Raw genomic sequence first — 14,467 nt, forward strand, 5'->3', positions numbered from 1 at the left:
GTATTAGAAATCCCATAAATAAAGCGTATCTTTGCAACATGATTAACGTGTCTAATTTATCGCTTCGTTTTGGGAAGCGTGTGCTGTTTGAAGATGTAAACTTGAAATTTACGCCTGGGAACTGTTATGGAATCATAGGCGCCAATGGTGCAGGAAAATCGACATTCCTTAAAATTGTCTCGGGAGAAGTTGATCCTACTACAGGGTCTGTATCTTTTACCCCGGGCGAGCGTATGTCCGTACTGAAGCAAAATCACTACGAATTCGATGAATTTACAGTCCTCGAGACAGTCATGATGGGCAACCAGGAACTTTACAAGGTGATGAAAGAGAAAGATGCCATCTACATGAAGGAAGACTTTACCGACGCTGATGGCGAACGTGCGGGTGAGCTGGAAAGCCTCTTCGCGGAAATGGACGGATGGAATGCCGAGAGTAACGCAGCTACCTTATTGAGCAACTTAGGAATCAAAGAAGATCTTCATTATAAATTGGTTAAGGAACTGGATGGTAATGAGAAGGTTCGAGTGCTTTTGGCGCAAGCCTTATTTGGTAACCCAGACATTCTGATTCTCGATGAACCAACTAACGACTTGGACATCAATACGATTGCTTGGTTAGAAGATTTCTTAGCAGGATATGAGGCTATAGTCCTAGTTGTATCGCACGACCGCCACTTTTTAGATCATGTCTGTACCCATATCGTTGACATCGATTTTGGTAAAATGAATATCTATACCGGTAACTATAGTTTCTGGTATGAATCCTCACAACTGGCGTTGAAACAGCGTGCGGACCAAAACAAAAAGATGGAAGATAAAGTCAAGGAATTGCAGGAGTTTATCCGCCGCTTCTCGGCAAACGCTTCGAAATCTAAACAGGCGACTTCCAGAAAAAAAGCACTTGAGAAACTCAATGTCGAAGAAATCAAACCTTCGAATCGAAAATATCCCGCAATCATGTTCAACCAGATGGACCGTGAGCCGGGCGACCAAATATTGCACGTAGAGGGTCTAAGTAAAACTGTCAACGGTGAAGTTTACTTTAAAGATGTTACTTTCATGATCAATAAAGGCGACAAAATCGCACTATTGGCTGAAAACTCGTTGGTAACTACGGCTTTCTATGATATATTAGCAGGTCGCGACAAAGATTTTGGTGGAGAGTTCAAATGGGGAGTTACCATTACGCCAACTGACATGCCTATTGAGAACGCTGAATATTTTGAGGGTCGCGATGAGAATCTGGTGGATTGGCTTCGTAATTACACATCAAAACCAGAGGCAGACGAACAGTTTATTCGTGGATTCCTTGGAAAAATGTTGTTTTCTGGCGAAGAAGTTTTGAAAAAGGTATCGGTATTATCCGGTGGAGAAAAAATGCGTTGTATGTTCTCAAAAATGATGCTTCAAGGAGCTAATTTCTTATTATTCGATGAACCCACAAACCACCTTGATTTGGAGTCCATCACTGCATTGAATAATGGTATGTTAGATTTTAGAGGTTCGATGTTGTTTACATCGCGTGACCATGAATTGACGCAAACAGTAGCAAATCGCATCATTGAACTTACACCTAACGGTGTAATTGACAAATTAATGTCTTACGATGAATACATCAATTCAGATGTTGTGAAAGCACAACGAGAAGAGATGTCTGGCAAAATAATTTCTTAAATACAAATTCATATAAAAAATAAGGGGAAATATACGTTTCCCCTTATTTTTTGTTACTTTGGCTTTCTAAACTTATAAATCAGTCCATGAAACTAAACACATTGTCCTCGCTTATATTGTTAGCAGGAATTGCCTTTTTATCTTGTTCGTCTGGAACAACGTCATCAAACACACAAGTTGAAGACACCTTACAGGATACTATCGGTTATCCCGAAGAACATCTAAACTGGAAATTAGGCGCACAAGCGTACACCTTTAAGTTATTTACTTTTGCCGAGGCATTGAATAAGATAGACAGTGCCGATTTACGATTTGTGGAAGCTTTTCCAGGTCAAATTGTCGGAGCTGGGAACGAGGAAAAGTTAACCTATACACTCTCGGAAGAAGGAAGGGATGTAGTGCGCAAACTCCTATCCGATCGTAACATAACATTACATGCCTTTGGCGTAGTTAACGGCAAAGACGCGGAAGAGTGGGAGCAAATTTTTGCCTTCGCACAGGATATGGGCGTAAAAGTTATCAATTGCGAGCCTAAAGAAGAGCATCTAGATATCGTATCCGCCTTGTGTGAAAAATACGATATTCGTGCCGCGATTCATAACCACCCAGAACCTACAACCTATTGGAAACCTGAGGCCGTTTTGGCAGCACTAGAAGGAAGAAGTCCGAAGATGGGTGTAGCAGCCGATGTTGGCCATTGGATGCGCTCGGGATTAGACCCTGTAGAATGCCTAAAGAAATTAGAGGGCAAGATTATACATTCACACTTTAAAGATTTAGATGCTTTTGGTGATAAAAAAGCACACGATGTACACTGGGGAACAGGTAAGCTTCCTATCAACGAAGTTATCGAAGAACTGAAAAGACAGAACTTTGACGGAATGCTTTCCGCAGAATACGAATACAATTGGGAAAACAACCAGAGTGATGTTGCCCAGAGCGTACGCAATTTCCGTGAGCTATTATCGGCATCCGCTAATTGATCCAGTTTTTATAAAAATTTTCCTGCGGTGGTCGACTTAGATCGATAAGATATCCGTTGACCACTGCATATTTCAAATTAGTACCGTCTCCCAAAAAGAAATTACTGGTTCCTGTCAATACAATTTTAGGGGTCGGAACGAGCTCACCTTGGGCAGAAACAACCAACGGAAGATTATGTAAACGATCCTGTCCTCTGGACGTTACTCTAACCGCAATATACCCCTCTTTCAATAACTCCCAAGCTCTATTATTACTAATATCATTAACCGCTTGGAAAGCTCGCGGGTAAACTTTTCCCTGAACGAATTTCAGTCCGCCTGCGTCCAGCTCATCATACCCGTACGTACCTTCCAAGTCACCTATATCCTCTATCCAACCTCTTACACAGTAATCCCTTTCCACGGTCAATTCTGCCCGGCGGATAGCGATATCGGTTTTTAGTGGCACACTATCCGTTCCCAAATCGATTTGGCGGATAACCACATCATGTAGCTGAGACGCGTTAAAAGGAATCTTATCGTATGCCTTACAGTCGTACTTTTTATACGAACCTTGCGCAATTTCCAGTAAAGCGTTAAGGATAATGGCAAAATTAAATCTTCTTATTTGCTGTTTTTCTGGATCGCCTTTCAAGCCGCCCGATTCAATCAACACTGTACTAGCTCCCCATGCCTGGAAGTTATCACCGAAGCCGCGTGGTGAATGTGTGTCATCATACTTTGCCACCGCATGGGGAACGTATTGCTGCAGAAGGTCGTTCATTCCTACAATCAGCTGCATCGCACCTTTTCGGACATCATTTACTTCCCTTTCTGTATTATAAGCTGGTGCTAGCATCGCTATAGTAACTGGATTTTTCGTTTCGGGCACATTATAATATATGCTCTGGTCGTGGAGGTTAAAGCCGTAGCTTGGTTTAATTTCTTCCGCCATTCGACGCAGTATCTTCGCTTCCACCGTGTGATTGGCACGTGCGTCCCGATTCAAATCTATATACTGTGCATTTCGTCGTATAAAACGGTCTGCACCGTCGGGATTAAGCATCGGAATAAAATGGATGGTTAGGTTATCCCTTAAACAGGTTCGAATGGAATCAAAGCCGTCATCTTTACCTCCCAAGAAATTGAAAATATCGAACAAAGCCATCGTCGCCGTCGGTTCATCCCCATGCATCTGCGACCACAGCATTACCTTTTTCTTGCCGTTACCGTATTGCAGTTTATATATTGCTCTATTTTCCACTGATTTCCCTATTTCCCTTACCTGCAGCGTCCCTTTCTCCTCGTGCACTCTCACCAGGTCGATAATATCGTGATGCTTAAACCGTCTATTCGTTAAAGCGGTTTCTCTATATGTTCTATGTAAGCTGTTATAAGCTGTTGTATCGAGCGTCATTGCATCTGCATAGTTGTTCAGTTCCCCCGTACTCGTGGCTTGATTACAAGATTGAAGGCTTGTGACTATACATAAAAGAAATAAGGTGCGTTTCATAACATTTCAACACGTTATAGCCATCTATCTATACACTGTATACGGCCGTCTACCTATTAAATAATAACCGATGTCCGGTACCTACTTCAATAATCTTGCCATCCGTAAAGGCCAAATTTCCCGAAACCAACGTGTGGGCTATTGTAGACGAGAATGTATGTCCTTCAAAAGGAGACCAACCACATTTGGACAGGATATTATCTTTAGAAACTGTGTAAGGCCGGTCGAGGTCCACTAGCACCAAATCTGCCCAATATCCCTCTCGGACGAACCCTCTGTTTTCTATTTGAAACAGTTCCGCCGTATTATGTGCTGTTTTTTGCACAACCTGTTCCAATGTCATTTTGCCTTGCTTTACCAAATCCAACAGCGCCTGAAGTGCATGCTGTACCAATGGACCGCCCGAAGGTGCCTGTGCATAAGGTTTCGATTTTTCTTCGAATGTATGGGGAGCATGATCTGTAGCAATGACATCGATATGACCATCCAGAACCGCTTGAAAAACACCTTCCCTATCCGCAACCGTTTTCACCGCAGGATTCCATTTAATGAAATTGCCTTTTTCTTCATAATCTGCATCAGCGAACCAAAGATGGTGCACACAGGCTTCCGCAGTAATTTTCTTCTCCTTTAAAGGAATAGAATTAATAAAAAGTGCGGTTTCTGCGGCAGTCGAAATATGCAATATATGAAGTCGGGTATCATGCTTTTTGGCAAGTTCTACTGCTTTGGAGGAAGAAAGATAACAGGCCTCTGCTGTCCTGATAAGCGGATGCATAAAAGGCTGAAGCCCTTCTTCGCCATATTTTTCCTTAAAAGCTTGAAGATTGCGCTGTATTGTCTCTTCGTCTTCACAATGTACCGCTATCAATGTCGGTGCTTCGGCAAAAATCTTCTCCAACGTCGCCTCATTATCTACCAGCATGTTACCCGTAGACGAGCCCATAAAAATTTTGATACCACATACATCACGTGGATTCGTTTTTAAAACCTCGTCTAAGTTATCATTGGCGGCTCCCATGAAAAAAGAATAGTTTGCTAATGATTTTTCGGCGGCAATATCGTATTTGTCTTGCAACAATTTTTGGGTCAACGTATTCGGAACCGTATTCGGCATTTCCATAAACGAAGTTGTTCCTCCTGCTACAGCTGCACGGCTTTCATGCCAGATATCTGCTTTATAGGTCAAACCCGGTTCGCGAAAATGTACTTGGTCGTCGATTAATCCCGGTAACAGGTGTAAACCCCGCGCATCTATCGTTTGATCGGCAGCATGATTAATTTCCTCAGCGATCATTTCGATTCGCCCGTTACTAATATAGATATCACTCAAAGAAGTCTTTCCTTCGTTAACAATTTGTGCTGATTTTATGAGAATGGATGACATGTTTTAGTTATAAATTTTGAGTTACGAATTATGCTATCTATCTACTTCCCCCAATACAATATCAATAGAGCCTAATATAGCAATGAGATCTGCTATAAGCTGTCCTTTGCCTAATTCGGGCAATACAGAGAGATTATTGAAACTCGGCCCTCTGGCTTTCACCCGTCGGGGCACATCGGTTCTCTCTTGCGTTACAAAATGAAAGCCTAACTCTCCTTTGGGATTTTCAGCCCGAATATAATATTCCTGCGCTTTCAAGTTCACCTTTTTTGGAACCAATCCCCGCGAATCGAAATCCGGTTTTCTTTTAAAATCTGTCTGAAGCCTTTGCAGACATTGCTCGATGATTTTTACAGACTCTTTCACTTCGTCCACCCGCACCTTATATCGGTCCCAGCAGTCTCCAAGTGATCCCATTTCTCCTTTTCCAACTGGAATCTCAAACTCCAATTCAGGATAGACACTGTAGCCATCCACCCGGCGCAAGTCCCACCTGATGCCCGAAGCACGCAGCATCGGTCCACTGCATCCATAGTTGATAGCTACATCAGCAGGCAAAGCTCCGATATTCGCTGTACGCGAAATAAATATCTGGTTATTGGATAGCAAATCATCTAATTCCACCAATTTAGGTTTAAAATAATTTACAAATTCCTGGCAACGTTCTTCAAATCCCACAGGCAAATCGTAAAATAAACCACCTACCCAAATATAATTATACAGCATACGCGATCCCGAAGCCCATTCCAACATGTTCATAATGTGCTCTCTATCGCGGAAACACCACATAAAAGGTGTAAAAGCTCCAATATCGATGCCATAAGTACCGATAGCAATTAAATGGGAAGCAATACGGTTAAGCTCGCAAACCAACACTCTAATATATTCCACGCGCTTGGGGAGCTTGTCCTCTATCTTGAGCATACGCTCCACACCCATCACGAAAGCGTGGCTGTTATTCATGGACGACAAGTAATCCAATCGATCGGTAAACGGTATAGCTTTCCCGTAATTCATTGATTCTGCATGCTTATCAAAGCAACGGTGAAGATAACCCAGATGCGGAATGATCTCTCTAACGACCTCTCCATCGGTAATGAGCTCCAAACGGAGCACCCCGTGTGTAGAAGGGTGCTGTGGTCCCATATTGATTACCATTTCCTGCGAAGTAATCGCCGCAATCTTCTTCTTATAATTTTCCAGTCCTTCGGTATAACCTGTCATCGTAGTCTATTTAATAGCTATTCCGTGATACGTTTCAGCATCTTCATAATCTTTGCGCAAGGGATAGCCTTGCCAGTCGTCAGGCAGCAAGATACGTCTCAAATCGGGATGCCCAGTAAAAAATATCCCCATCAAATCGAATGCCTCCCGCTCATGCCAATCGGCAGTACGCCAAACGGCGGAAACGGAAGGGATCGCGGGCAAATTTTCAAGCCGGCGATCGTTCTCGATCTCCACTTTCAGTATAAATTGTGTCTGGTAAGGAATCGACGCCAGATGATACACAACGGCAAACCGGTTATCAGGATAATAATCCACTGCAGATACATTAGAGAGAAAGTCAAAATAACATCCTTCAGTATCCCGCAAAAATATGGCAATTTCTACTAGATTCTCAGCGTTTACAATTAGGATAGGCTGTAAATGCTCTTCTTCTATACGGACGACAGCCTGTTCGCCAATATTAGCAACTATTAAATCTCTTATTTTGGTTATCATGTCTCAGGGCGCTAATCGTTGTATAATCCAGTTCCCCTGTTGGAAAACATACTCAATGCGGTCGTGCAAACGATTACTTCTACCCTGCCAAAACTCCATCCGCAACGGACTGACTAAATATCCACCCCAAAAATCAGGGCGGCCGATAATCACCTGGTCCAGATATTTCCTCCTCGCCTCTTCTACACGTGTTTCTAACACCTTTCTTTCAGCAATGATTTGGCTCTGTGGGGAGGCAATCGCTCCTATTTGGCTTCCTCTCGGCCGAGATGCAAAATATTCATCGGAATCTTCCGAAAGTAATTTCTCAGCCAATCCCTCAATACGTACCTGACGTTGCAGTTCGGACCAAAAAAACAAAAGGCTTACCTTCGTTTCTTTCGCGATGGCTTGCCCCTTTTTACTGTGATAATTCGTAAAAAAACTAAATCCGGAGGGCTTTATATCTTTTAGTAGGACAATCCTCGAAGAGGGAAAGCCATCTTCTCCGACCGTCGCCAATACCATAGCGTTCGGCTCTACGACTTCAGCACGACGAGCTTCGTCAAACCAGCGCTGGAATTGTTCGATAGGGTCGCGTAAAACATCCTTTTCGTCCAATTTATATTTACAATAATCTTCCCGTATAGCTGCAATATCTTTATGGATAATGGACATGGGTTAAGTATGTTGATGCAAACACAAACTTAATCAAAAGCAGCGGGATTCGTAAGATGCGAAGGCAAAAAATTGCTTTTTTGGTAAAAATCGCTTATATTGAAACAGGTTTTTGACGAAAGATTCATATTATGTTCAATATGCACACACCTCAAAAGGGAAGTTTATTACTCTCCGAACCGTTTATGCTCGATGACAATTTCGAAAGGTCTGTTATTTTATTATGCGAACACGACGCTACTGATGGAACGATGGGTGTTATCGTCAATAATCGTTCCTCTCTTCTGTTATCTGATGTAATACCAGATGTAGAAAATCCACGATTTCCTTTATATATTGGCGGTCCGGTGGGTGTAGAAGCGTTATTTTTTCTTCATAAGGTTCCCGAAAAGATTGAGGGAGGCGTTGAACTCGTCGACGGTATTTACTTTGGCGGAGATTTCGAACAGATACGATTTCTGGTTAATGATCATCTTCTTCAGCCCGATGAAATTAAATTCATCCTCGGCTACGCTGGATGGACGCCGGGACAATTGGACGATGAGATCGCACAAAATAGCTGGGCAGTACACAACAAATTCCCAACCGATCTACTCCTGCTACAAGATGGCGAAGACCTGTGGAAACAAGCACTTATTAGCCTAGGCCCGAAATATGCACATGTTGCGAATTTCCCTAAAAGTCCGGATTTGAATTGACATAAATCAATCCGACTTCGTGTTTCTTTTAAAACCAATGCTCCCTCCTTATTCCAAACAACCAGAAGTCGGATGCTTATAATACTTCTTCAACAATTGATAAGGTACGTCTATTGATTTAGCTGACACACAGTCTACTTCCATGTTTGTGATGGCATCGCTATCCGTATTTTCCGACGAATCCGAATGTATACTGTATTTCTTTTCCAAACATTTTATTGGGCCTCCTTTGACAATGTAAATTCTACGTTCCTTAATGTCGTCTTTTGTTATGCCTTCCCCAGATGCAAAAGACCAGTAAGTCCCTTTAAAAAACGCAAAATAAACAGAGTCATTTTGTATATAATATCGGTCTATTGCCTCATAATGATCGTATTCGTTGTATTGATGTTCAATAACCAGAAGTTTGTCCTCTTTGGTATAATAAGTAACTTTGCCCCTCTTCTCCTCTTTACAATTGTAAGCAAAAGAAAGCGTATCGAGAAAAACACCATTATAAACAAATCAAAAAAAAATACCGCTTTCATCCTAGCTTTGTTTTATCTGTATTAAACGTACGGATACTTTAATTGTTTTCCGACATTTATTGCTGATTTAACCACCATAGAATATTTCGTAATAGCTTCACGTGATCGCCGGCATCAGGATGGTTCATTCCCTGTTTTTTACTATTTATACCTTTTAACAGCGCAGTAAAAGGAGAAGCATCAGCAAAGATACACACTCGGCCATTGCCACATTCTAGTAAGGCTCCATTCGCAATATTCCTACCCGATATATAAGGGATATCGTGCTGGATAGCGCGCTCCATATCTTTTGTCTTTGAAGGCAGGTATATGCGATATGCATTGCCTAATACTGAAAAAACTTCTGCTTCTTCCGGAGGAATAAAACCGCTTCCTCCCCAACACCGCAATTGGTTAACCGTGTGCCCTTCTCTGTCAGTAACGGCAGACGGAAGTAAGTTTCCTATATCCCTGTTGAACAGCTCAGCTTGTCCATCTTTATGGTATGTGATACCATTGATAACATTAAAACCAAACCGTTCCGCCAAACACCCCACCGCACCAGCACTGGGCATCTGATCTGTGATAATGAATAAGCCGCCTCCTTCATCGTGCACCCAACGGTATAATGCTTCTATTTCATTTTCTTTAAAAATAGATACGTTGGGAAGGTTCCAATCCGAAGGATGACTTAACGCATTGACCGTTACAAATATCTTCGCTTTGGATAAGACTTTTCTGTCGATAGAAGCATTATGGTTCTGAAGTTGATACCCTTCGGCCTGTACCACATCGGCAAATCCTTTAAACTGCCCTCCTAACGTAAAAGCATTATGATGATACTGGTCATACAAAATCACCGGACCATCCTTCGCCGGATAAAGAGGATCTTCCAGTCTCATCACAAAGTGAGGGTCAGAAACAGATTGTGCCAATATGAGCATCGGCATAGAGATCAGAAAGAATGCAAATACAACGAACTTCATAGCTATTCCACTTTAATCCAACGATCACTTTCGAAACAGCGCATCACAATTTTTTGGTCACTATCAATAAAAAACGTGACAGGCATAGCAGCTTCTTGATTGATAAATTCCTGATCAGTGATGCATGCTAATTCGATACGTTTACTATCCCAGCCCTGAATAAGTACAAGGTTCCCACCATCCGAAATAACTTTAATTTCGAACTTTTCGTTGCCCTCACGATGATAACTTCCGGCATATAGCTTAGCTAATAACGGCGGCACTGATTTTCGTTGCTCCGGATCGAAATCGACTTTGGTCAGATCAACTCGATCCAGAATCTTTACCTCAGTAGGCGGTGCAGCATCAAAAGCCAGCTTATACTGTTCTTCCACAGATTCAAAGGTTAACTCTCCTGTTTTCTTTAACTCATATTGTCGACCATCCCACACTTGACGTGCTCGCAACTGATTGTTTACTACGTCAAATTGGATATAGGCTACCCTATTGGGGAAGCGGTAAAAACCTTCAAACTGCTGTAACGAGGTTTGTTCCTGAGTAAAATCATTATCTCGACTTTTATCACCCATCGCGACATGTGGTCCACAGAGCCCAACTAGAGCTGCTATTACCAAAATTTGCTTTCGTATTCTTTTCATCTTTACTTTGTTTTAGTGAACAAGGCAAGGATAAGAAATTACTCCGCTATCAGTGTCCGCTTGGATAAACTTGTACCGCAATAGCTTTCATTCTACCTTTAAAAGGTATCGTTTCGGGGTCATACCCACTTCTTGTTTAAAGGAGGTGTAGAATGTGGTTTTAGAATTAAAGCCCGACCGGATGGAGATTTCCTGAATACTGTATCCATTGAGTATATTATCTTTTAACAGCTGCTGGGCATAACGAATACGATAGCCATTGATAAATTGATAAAAATTCGAATCGATACCCGTATTCAAAACGTAAGAAAGCTCGTGTATAGATAATCCAATCCTTTCAGCCAAATGAGGTAAACTCAACAGCGGGTCTAAATAGGGTTGATCTTTGTCCATCAAATCCTGTAATCTTTCTTTGAAAAACTGCACCTGTTCCATCGTTAGGCGCTCCTTATCTTTAGATAGTACCGCCGCTTTGATAACCGGGACTTGCTCATCACGCACAGGATAGATTGCAGTTTGCGATAGCGCATAATAACTAAAAAACAGTATTCCAACCACATACGAACTATCAATCAACAATGAGACCAAAGGAAAAAAACGTGTCACAAGCGACATAATACCTAAAAATAATATAACCCACCAGATATTCATAATCCACCGAAGATCGATAGCACCAGGACTGGTAGAAAATGTATTTAACAACAAGCGATGCTTATACAGCAGCACATACGACCAAACTCCATAGACCAGAAGTTGCCCATATAAAAAATAACGTATTACATAACGGAGAACATCGGGCAATGTATAAGGACTCCAAAGTAGTGGAACCAAAATTAAGGTAGGTACAAAGTGGATAGCGTATTTCTTATAAGGCTGATCAGGAGATAGGTATAGTTGTATAGCGATGAAGAAACAGGGGAATATCGCCCATCTTCCAAATTCCAGAGACGCTAGTAACATGGCGTTTTCCAGATAATTACTATTTTCCAAGAGAAGCTGAACAAATACACTGCATAAGAAAAAGCTACAGATCCCCAGAAAGATATTAGCTCTTTTATTGACTTTGGGCAAGTTGGATAACAGCAGTAAGGAGAGCAGCAATAAAATGCCCCCACATAATCCGTATATCAATGCTTGGTATGCCATATTCCTCAATCTGTTAAAGATAGCGAGACCAAATGGAATATTTGGTCGTCTGTATCCAGACGGACAAATTCATCACTGACCATTTACAGACTTTTACGCGTTCTGCTTCCCTTTGCCGTAAGGTTTCATTTGGACATTCGCCTAATTTCGTTCAGGCTAACAACTTTATATTTTTCTTTAAATTTAAAATAGGAAGCAATCATAGCTTTTGCCAATCTTGCTGTTGTTATCGGTTGGTAACGCTTAAACAGACCTATCGCATTACATATTTTTAATAATTTAATAAAGATTTTTTCGCCCGCTCGATCAGAGTTAGGTCGTTCGATGCCGCCGGGCTGCAAGATAACAAATTGAGGGAAAACTAATTTGCGTACATTATTCTCCAACGTTCCTTTCATTTTGTTGTAGAAAAAAGAAGAATTTTCATCTGCACCGGTAGCCGACAGCAGCACAAAACTTTCGATGTCATTCGTCTTTGCTATAGAAGCAAATACCAATTGATAATCGTGGTCTACTCGCCATTGTGCTCCTTTACTACCAGCATCCTTTAAAGTGGTTCCTAAACAAGAAAAAGCCACATCGCCTTGAATCTGATCCTTGTACTGTTGTAAGTTTTCGAAATCCACGAGAAACTCTGTCAGTTTAGCATGTTTCTCAAAATAGGGTCTGCGAACTAAAACGATCACCTCCTGAAATCTTGAATCTTGTATAAGTTGCTTAACAAGTTCACGCCCTGTAGCGCCGGATCCTCCGATAACAACTGCTCTCATATCATTTCATTTTGTAGACCTCGGCGTTGACAACCTGCGGCATCCGCTTTCCATTTTTTGCAGCGACCAAATTATTCGCTGCCATAACGGCCATTTTTGTTCGCGTTTCCATAGTCGCAGAACCTATATGTGGCAGTACACATACATTCGGCATATTTAAAAGCGGATTATCGGGCAACATGGGTTCCGGATTCGTAACGTCAAGTCCAGCTCCCCAAATATCACCGCTCGCCAGTGCCTCTGTCAAATCCACTTCGTTATGAATCTTTCCTCTTGCCGTATTGATAAAAATAGCTGATTTTTTCATTTTTCTGAACGCCGCTGCATTAAATCGATCTTCTGTCTCGGGACTTAAGTTGGTATGTATAGATATCACATCGCTTCTTTCCAATAATTCGTCAAAAGATACATATACTGCATCCACTTCCCGTTCCGCTTCGACATTTCGATGCCGGTTATAGTAAATAATCTCCATACCGTATATTACTTTCGCTCTACGGGCCAGCGCTAGCCCTATCCGTCCCAATCCAAATATGCCCAACGTTTTTCGGTAAAGTTCGACGCCGAGGTCTTCCGTAGCGCCCGAACCCTTCCATTCACCGCGGAGTACCTGATTTGCCCTAAAGAAAGCTTTTCGGGAAACTGTCAGCATGAGAAGCAATGCAATATCCGCTGTTGCGTCACTCAATACGTCCGGTGTATTACTGACCGGTATGCAAGCCTTAGTAGCTGCAGCAACATCCACGTGATTATATCCCACACTTGTTAAAGCAACACCTTTCAAGTGGCTACAATGCAAAAAAAAGTTTGCGTCTAACACTGTGCCTCCACGATGTAATAAAAAATCCACGTTTTGGCAGGCGTTGATGAGCTCTTCGGAAGTCCAAATCTTTCCTTTTTCAGCAGTTATGACGTCAAATCCTTCTTCCACTAGCCGTACCGCTGTTGTATCTGGAATATTTCTAGAAATGAGTACCTTCATGCTACCAAATATACAGGTTTAAACTTCTAACAAAGGTAAAACAGGTTAGATTCGTCGTCGAACCAGCGCCAATTATTCATCAAGTATCTCATCGATAGGCGGATCCCCTAGCACCGTATCTCCAACGACAGATCTCAAATAACCTTGAAAAGAAATCTCTAGTGCATGGGCAATAAGTTTAGCATGGTCATCGCTCGTGCCGTAAGACCCTAACACAACTTTATGATCACTCTTCCCAACGATAGCCATTACACACTTATCGCTACCAGGAAGAAAAAGCCCAACCCCAACGGTCTGATCACCGGAATTAACCAACCATGTTTCTTCAACCTGGTCTTCAACTGCTTGCGGAAGGCTAGCCTCTTTTTTTAGCTGCTCCAATTTCACATTATCAAAATCAAGATTATTCATAGCGATATGTTTATATCTCCATAAACGTTCACACATTTGATTTGTTTTAATCCACCATATTTTCCTTTGTGAGCACCTCCACGCGTTCAGCCTTAAAGAAGTAGATTCTACACCGATGGAAGGTTTTGACACAACGCAAGTAGATCGCATCCTAGGCTTAGCCCAACAAGGCCTACGCAGTGTAGTGTTGTTATCATTAGGTTATCGAGACGAAGAGCAAGACTGGCTAGCACCGCTTAAAAAGGTTCGGCTACCCGTTGAAGAATTTGCTCCGCAAATAGGCTAGACAGATCTCTAACAAACACTCCCCGAGACACCTCAAAGTTTCGGGGCTCGTTTACCGATGTTGCATCTGCGCAGCTTTAGCAACTGGAAACTATACGGTAGCCTAACTGTTCTATAGGAAGGTAGAA

Annotated in this window: 16 protein-coding genes; 4 read left to right on the forward strand and 12 right to left on the reverse strand. The window is 42.0% G+C overall.

What is annotated here, in order from left to right; all coding sequences use genetic code 11:
* Window positions 1-38 precede the first annotated feature (38 nt).
* Entirely contained in the window at window positions 39-1,676 is a 1,638-nt protein-coding gene (locus G5B43_RS03605; RefSeq protein ID WP_165293322.1) for an ABC-F family ATP-binding cassette domain-containing protein, read from the forward strand.
* A gap of 86 nt (window positions 1,677-1,762) precedes the next feature.
* Entirely contained in the window at window positions 1,763-2,659 is an 897-nt protein-coding gene (locus G5B43_RS03610; RefSeq protein ID WP_165293323.1) for a sugar phosphate isomerase/epimerase family protein, read from the forward strand.
* On the opposite strand, the gene G5B43_RS03615 is transcribed toward G5B43_RS03610, so the two are convergent.
* Genes G5B43_RS03615 through pdxH form a run of 5 tightly spaced genes read right to left on the reverse strand, consistent with a single transcriptional unit; the run spans window position 2,652 to window position 7,917 of the window.
* Window positions 2,652-4,151 carry a M14 family zinc carboxypeptidase gene (locus G5B43_RS03615; protein ID WP_165293324.1) on the reverse strand — a complete coding sequence of 500 codons (1,500 nt, stop codon included), beginning with the start codon at window positions 4,149-4,151 and terminating at the stop codon, window positions 2,652-2,654. The genes G5B43_RS03610 and G5B43_RS03615 overlap by 8 nt on opposite strands.
* Window positions 4,152-4,200: 49 nt before the next feature.
* A complete protein-coding gene (locus G5B43_RS03620) occupies window positions 4,201-5,538 on the reverse strand; it encodes a dihydroorotase (RefSeq protein ID WP_165293325.1) in 1,338 nt (445 codons plus the stop codon).
* Between the two features lie 33 nt (window positions 5,539-5,571).
* Window positions 5,572-6,762 carry an NADH-quinone oxidoreductase subunit D gene (locus tag G5B43_RS03625; protein WP_165293326.1) on the reverse strand — a complete coding sequence of 397 codons (1,191 nt, stop codon included), beginning with the start codon at window positions 6,760-6,762 and terminating at the stop codon, window positions 5,572-5,574.
* Between the two features lie 6 nt (window positions 6,763-6,768).
* Window positions 6,769-7,260, reverse strand: a complete 492-nt coding sequence (locus G5B43_RS03630) for an NADH-quinone oxidoreductase subunit C (protein WP_165293327.1) — start codon at window positions 7,258-7,260, stop codon at window positions 6,769-6,771.
* Between the two features lie 3 nt (window positions 7,261-7,263).
* Window positions 7,264-7,917 carry a pyridoxamine 5'-phosphate oxidase gene (pdxH, locus tag G5B43_RS03635; RefSeq protein WP_165293328.1) on the reverse strand — a complete coding sequence of 218 codons (654 nt, stop codon included), beginning with the start codon at window positions 7,915-7,917 and terminating at the stop codon, window positions 7,264-7,266.
* Window positions 7,918-8,048: 131 nt separating this feature from the next.
* Here pdxH and G5B43_RS03640 point away from each other — a divergent pair, with 131 nt between their 5' ends.
* Complete coding sequence (locus G5B43_RS03640; protein ID WP_165293329.1) at window positions 8,049-8,615, forward strand: YqgE/AlgH family protein; 567 nt, start codon at window positions 8,049-8,051, stop codon at window positions 8,613-8,615.
* 48 nt (window positions 8,616-8,663) lie between these two features.
* Here G5B43_RS03640 and G5B43_RS03645 read toward each other — a convergent pair whose 3' ends face one another.
* The 7 genes from G5B43_RS03645 to G5B43_RS03675 form a co-directional block, all read right to left on the reverse strand.
* Window positions 8,664-8,825, reverse strand: a complete 162-nt coding sequence (locus tag G5B43_RS03645; RefSeq protein ID WP_165293330.1) for a hypothetical protein — start codon at window positions 8,823-8,825, stop codon at window positions 8,664-8,666.
* Between the two features lie 373 nt (window positions 8,826-9,198).
* Entirely contained in the window at window positions 9,199-10,107 is a 909-nt protein-coding gene (locus tag G5B43_RS03650) for a hypothetical protein (protein WP_165293331.1), read from the reverse strand.
* A gap of 2 nt (window positions 10,108-10,109) precedes the next feature.
* Window positions 10,110-10,745 (reverse strand): hypothetical protein, encoded by a 636-nt coding sequence (locus G5B43_RS03655; protein ID WP_165293332.1) that lies wholly within the window; start codon window positions 10,743-10,745, stop codon window positions 10,110-10,112.
* An 87-nt stretch (window positions 10,746-10,832) separates the two neighbouring features.
* Window positions 10,833-11,891 (reverse strand): helix-turn-helix domain-containing protein, encoded by a 1,059-nt coding sequence (locus G5B43_RS03660; RefSeq protein ID WP_165293333.1) that lies wholly within the window; start codon window positions 11,889-11,891, stop codon window positions 10,833-10,835.
* A gap of 125 nt (window positions 11,892-12,016) precedes the next feature.
* Complete coding sequence (locus G5B43_RS03665; RefSeq protein ID WP_165293334.1) at window positions 12,017-12,661, reverse strand: NAD(P)H-binding protein; 645 nt, start codon at window positions 12,659-12,661, stop codon at window positions 12,017-12,019.
* Between the two features lies 1 nt (window position 12,662).
* The gene (locus G5B43_RS03670; RefSeq protein ID WP_165293335.1) at window positions 12,663-13,643 is read right to left on the reverse strand and encodes a 2-hydroxyacid dehydrogenase; all 981 of its coding nucleotides are present in this window, start codon (window positions 13,641-13,643) and stop codon (window positions 12,663-12,665) included.
* 72 nt (window positions 13,644-13,715) lie between these two features.
* Entirely contained in the window at window positions 13,716-14,090 is a 375-nt protein-coding gene (locus G5B43_RS03675; RefSeq protein ID WP_165293336.1) for a hypothetical protein, read from the reverse strand.
* A gap of 79 nt (window positions 14,091-14,169) precedes the next feature.
* Here G5B43_RS03675 and G5B43_RS03680 point away from each other — a divergent pair, with 79 nt between their 5' ends.
* Window positions 14,170-14,340, forward strand: a complete 171-nt coding sequence (locus G5B43_RS03680) for a hypothetical protein (protein ID WP_206367211.1) — start codon at window positions 14,170-14,172, stop codon at window positions 14,338-14,340.
* The last annotated feature ends 127 nt before the right edge of the window (window positions 14,341-14,467 follow it).

The organism is Sphingobacterium sp. SGR-19, assembly GCF_011043555.1.
In the GTDB taxonomy this organism is placed as follows: Bacteria; Bacteroidota; Bacteroidia; order Sphingobacteriales; family Sphingobacteriaceae; genus Sphingobacterium.

Excerpts from the sequence above, each read along its gene's own strand:
- G5B43_RS03605 (WP_165293322.1), top strand. The coding sequence starts at position 39 with ATGATTAACGTGTCTAATTTATCGCTTCGTTTTGGGAAGCGTGTGCTG.
- G5B43_RS03610 (WP_165293323.1), top strand. The coding sequence starts at position 1,763 with ATGAAACTAAACACATTGTCCTCGCTTATATTGTTAGCAGGAATTGCC.
- G5B43_RS03615 (WP_165293324.1), bottom strand. The coding sequence starts at position 4,151 with ATGAAACGCACCTTATTTCTTTTATGTATAGTCACAAGCCTTCAATCT.
- G5B43_RS03620 (WP_165293325.1), bottom strand. The coding sequence starts at position 5,538 with ATGTCATCCATTCTCATAAAATCAGCACAAATTGTTAACGAAGGAAAG.
- G5B43_RS03625 (WP_165293326.1), bottom strand. The coding sequence starts at position 6,762 with ATGACAGGTTATACCGAAGGACTGGAAAATTATAAGAAGAAGATTGCG.
- G5B43_RS03630 (WP_165293327.1), bottom strand. The coding sequence starts at position 7,260 with ATGATAACCAAAATAAGAGATTTAATAGTTGCTAATATTGGCGAACAG.
- pdxH (WP_165293328.1), bottom strand. The coding sequence starts at position 7,917 with ATGTCCATTATCCATAAAGATATTGCAGCTATACGGGAAGATTATTGT.
- G5B43_RS03640 (WP_165293329.1), top strand. The coding sequence starts at position 8,049 with ATGTTCAATATGCACACACCTCAAAAGGGAAGTTTATTACTCTCCGAA.
- G5B43_RS03650 (WP_165293331.1), bottom strand. The coding sequence starts at position 10,107 with ATGAAGTTCGTTGTATTTGCATTCTTTCTGATCTCTATGCCGATGCTC.
- G5B43_RS03655 (WP_165293332.1), bottom strand. The coding sequence starts at position 10,745 with ATGAAAAGAATACGAAAGCAAATTTTGGTAATAGCAGCTCTAGTTGGG.
- G5B43_RS03660 (WP_165293333.1), bottom strand. The coding sequence starts at position 11,891 with ATGGCATACCAAGCATTGATATACGGATTATGTGGGGGCATTTTATTG.
- G5B43_RS03665 (WP_165293334.1), bottom strand. The coding sequence starts at position 12,661 with ATGAGAGCAGTTGTTATCGGAGGATCCGGCGCTACAGGGCGTGAACTT.
- G5B43_RS03670 (WP_165293335.1), bottom strand. The coding sequence starts at position 13,643 with ATGAAGGTACTCATTTCTAGAAATATTCCAGATACAACAGCGGTACGG.
- G5B43_RS03675 (WP_165293336.1), bottom strand. The coding sequence starts at position 14,090 with ATGTGTGAACGTTTATGGAGATATAAACATATCGCTATGAATAATCTT.
- G5B43_RS03680 (WP_206367211.1), top strand. The coding sequence starts at position 14,170 with ATGGAAGGTTTTGACACAACGCAAGTAGATCGCATCCTAGGCTTAGCC.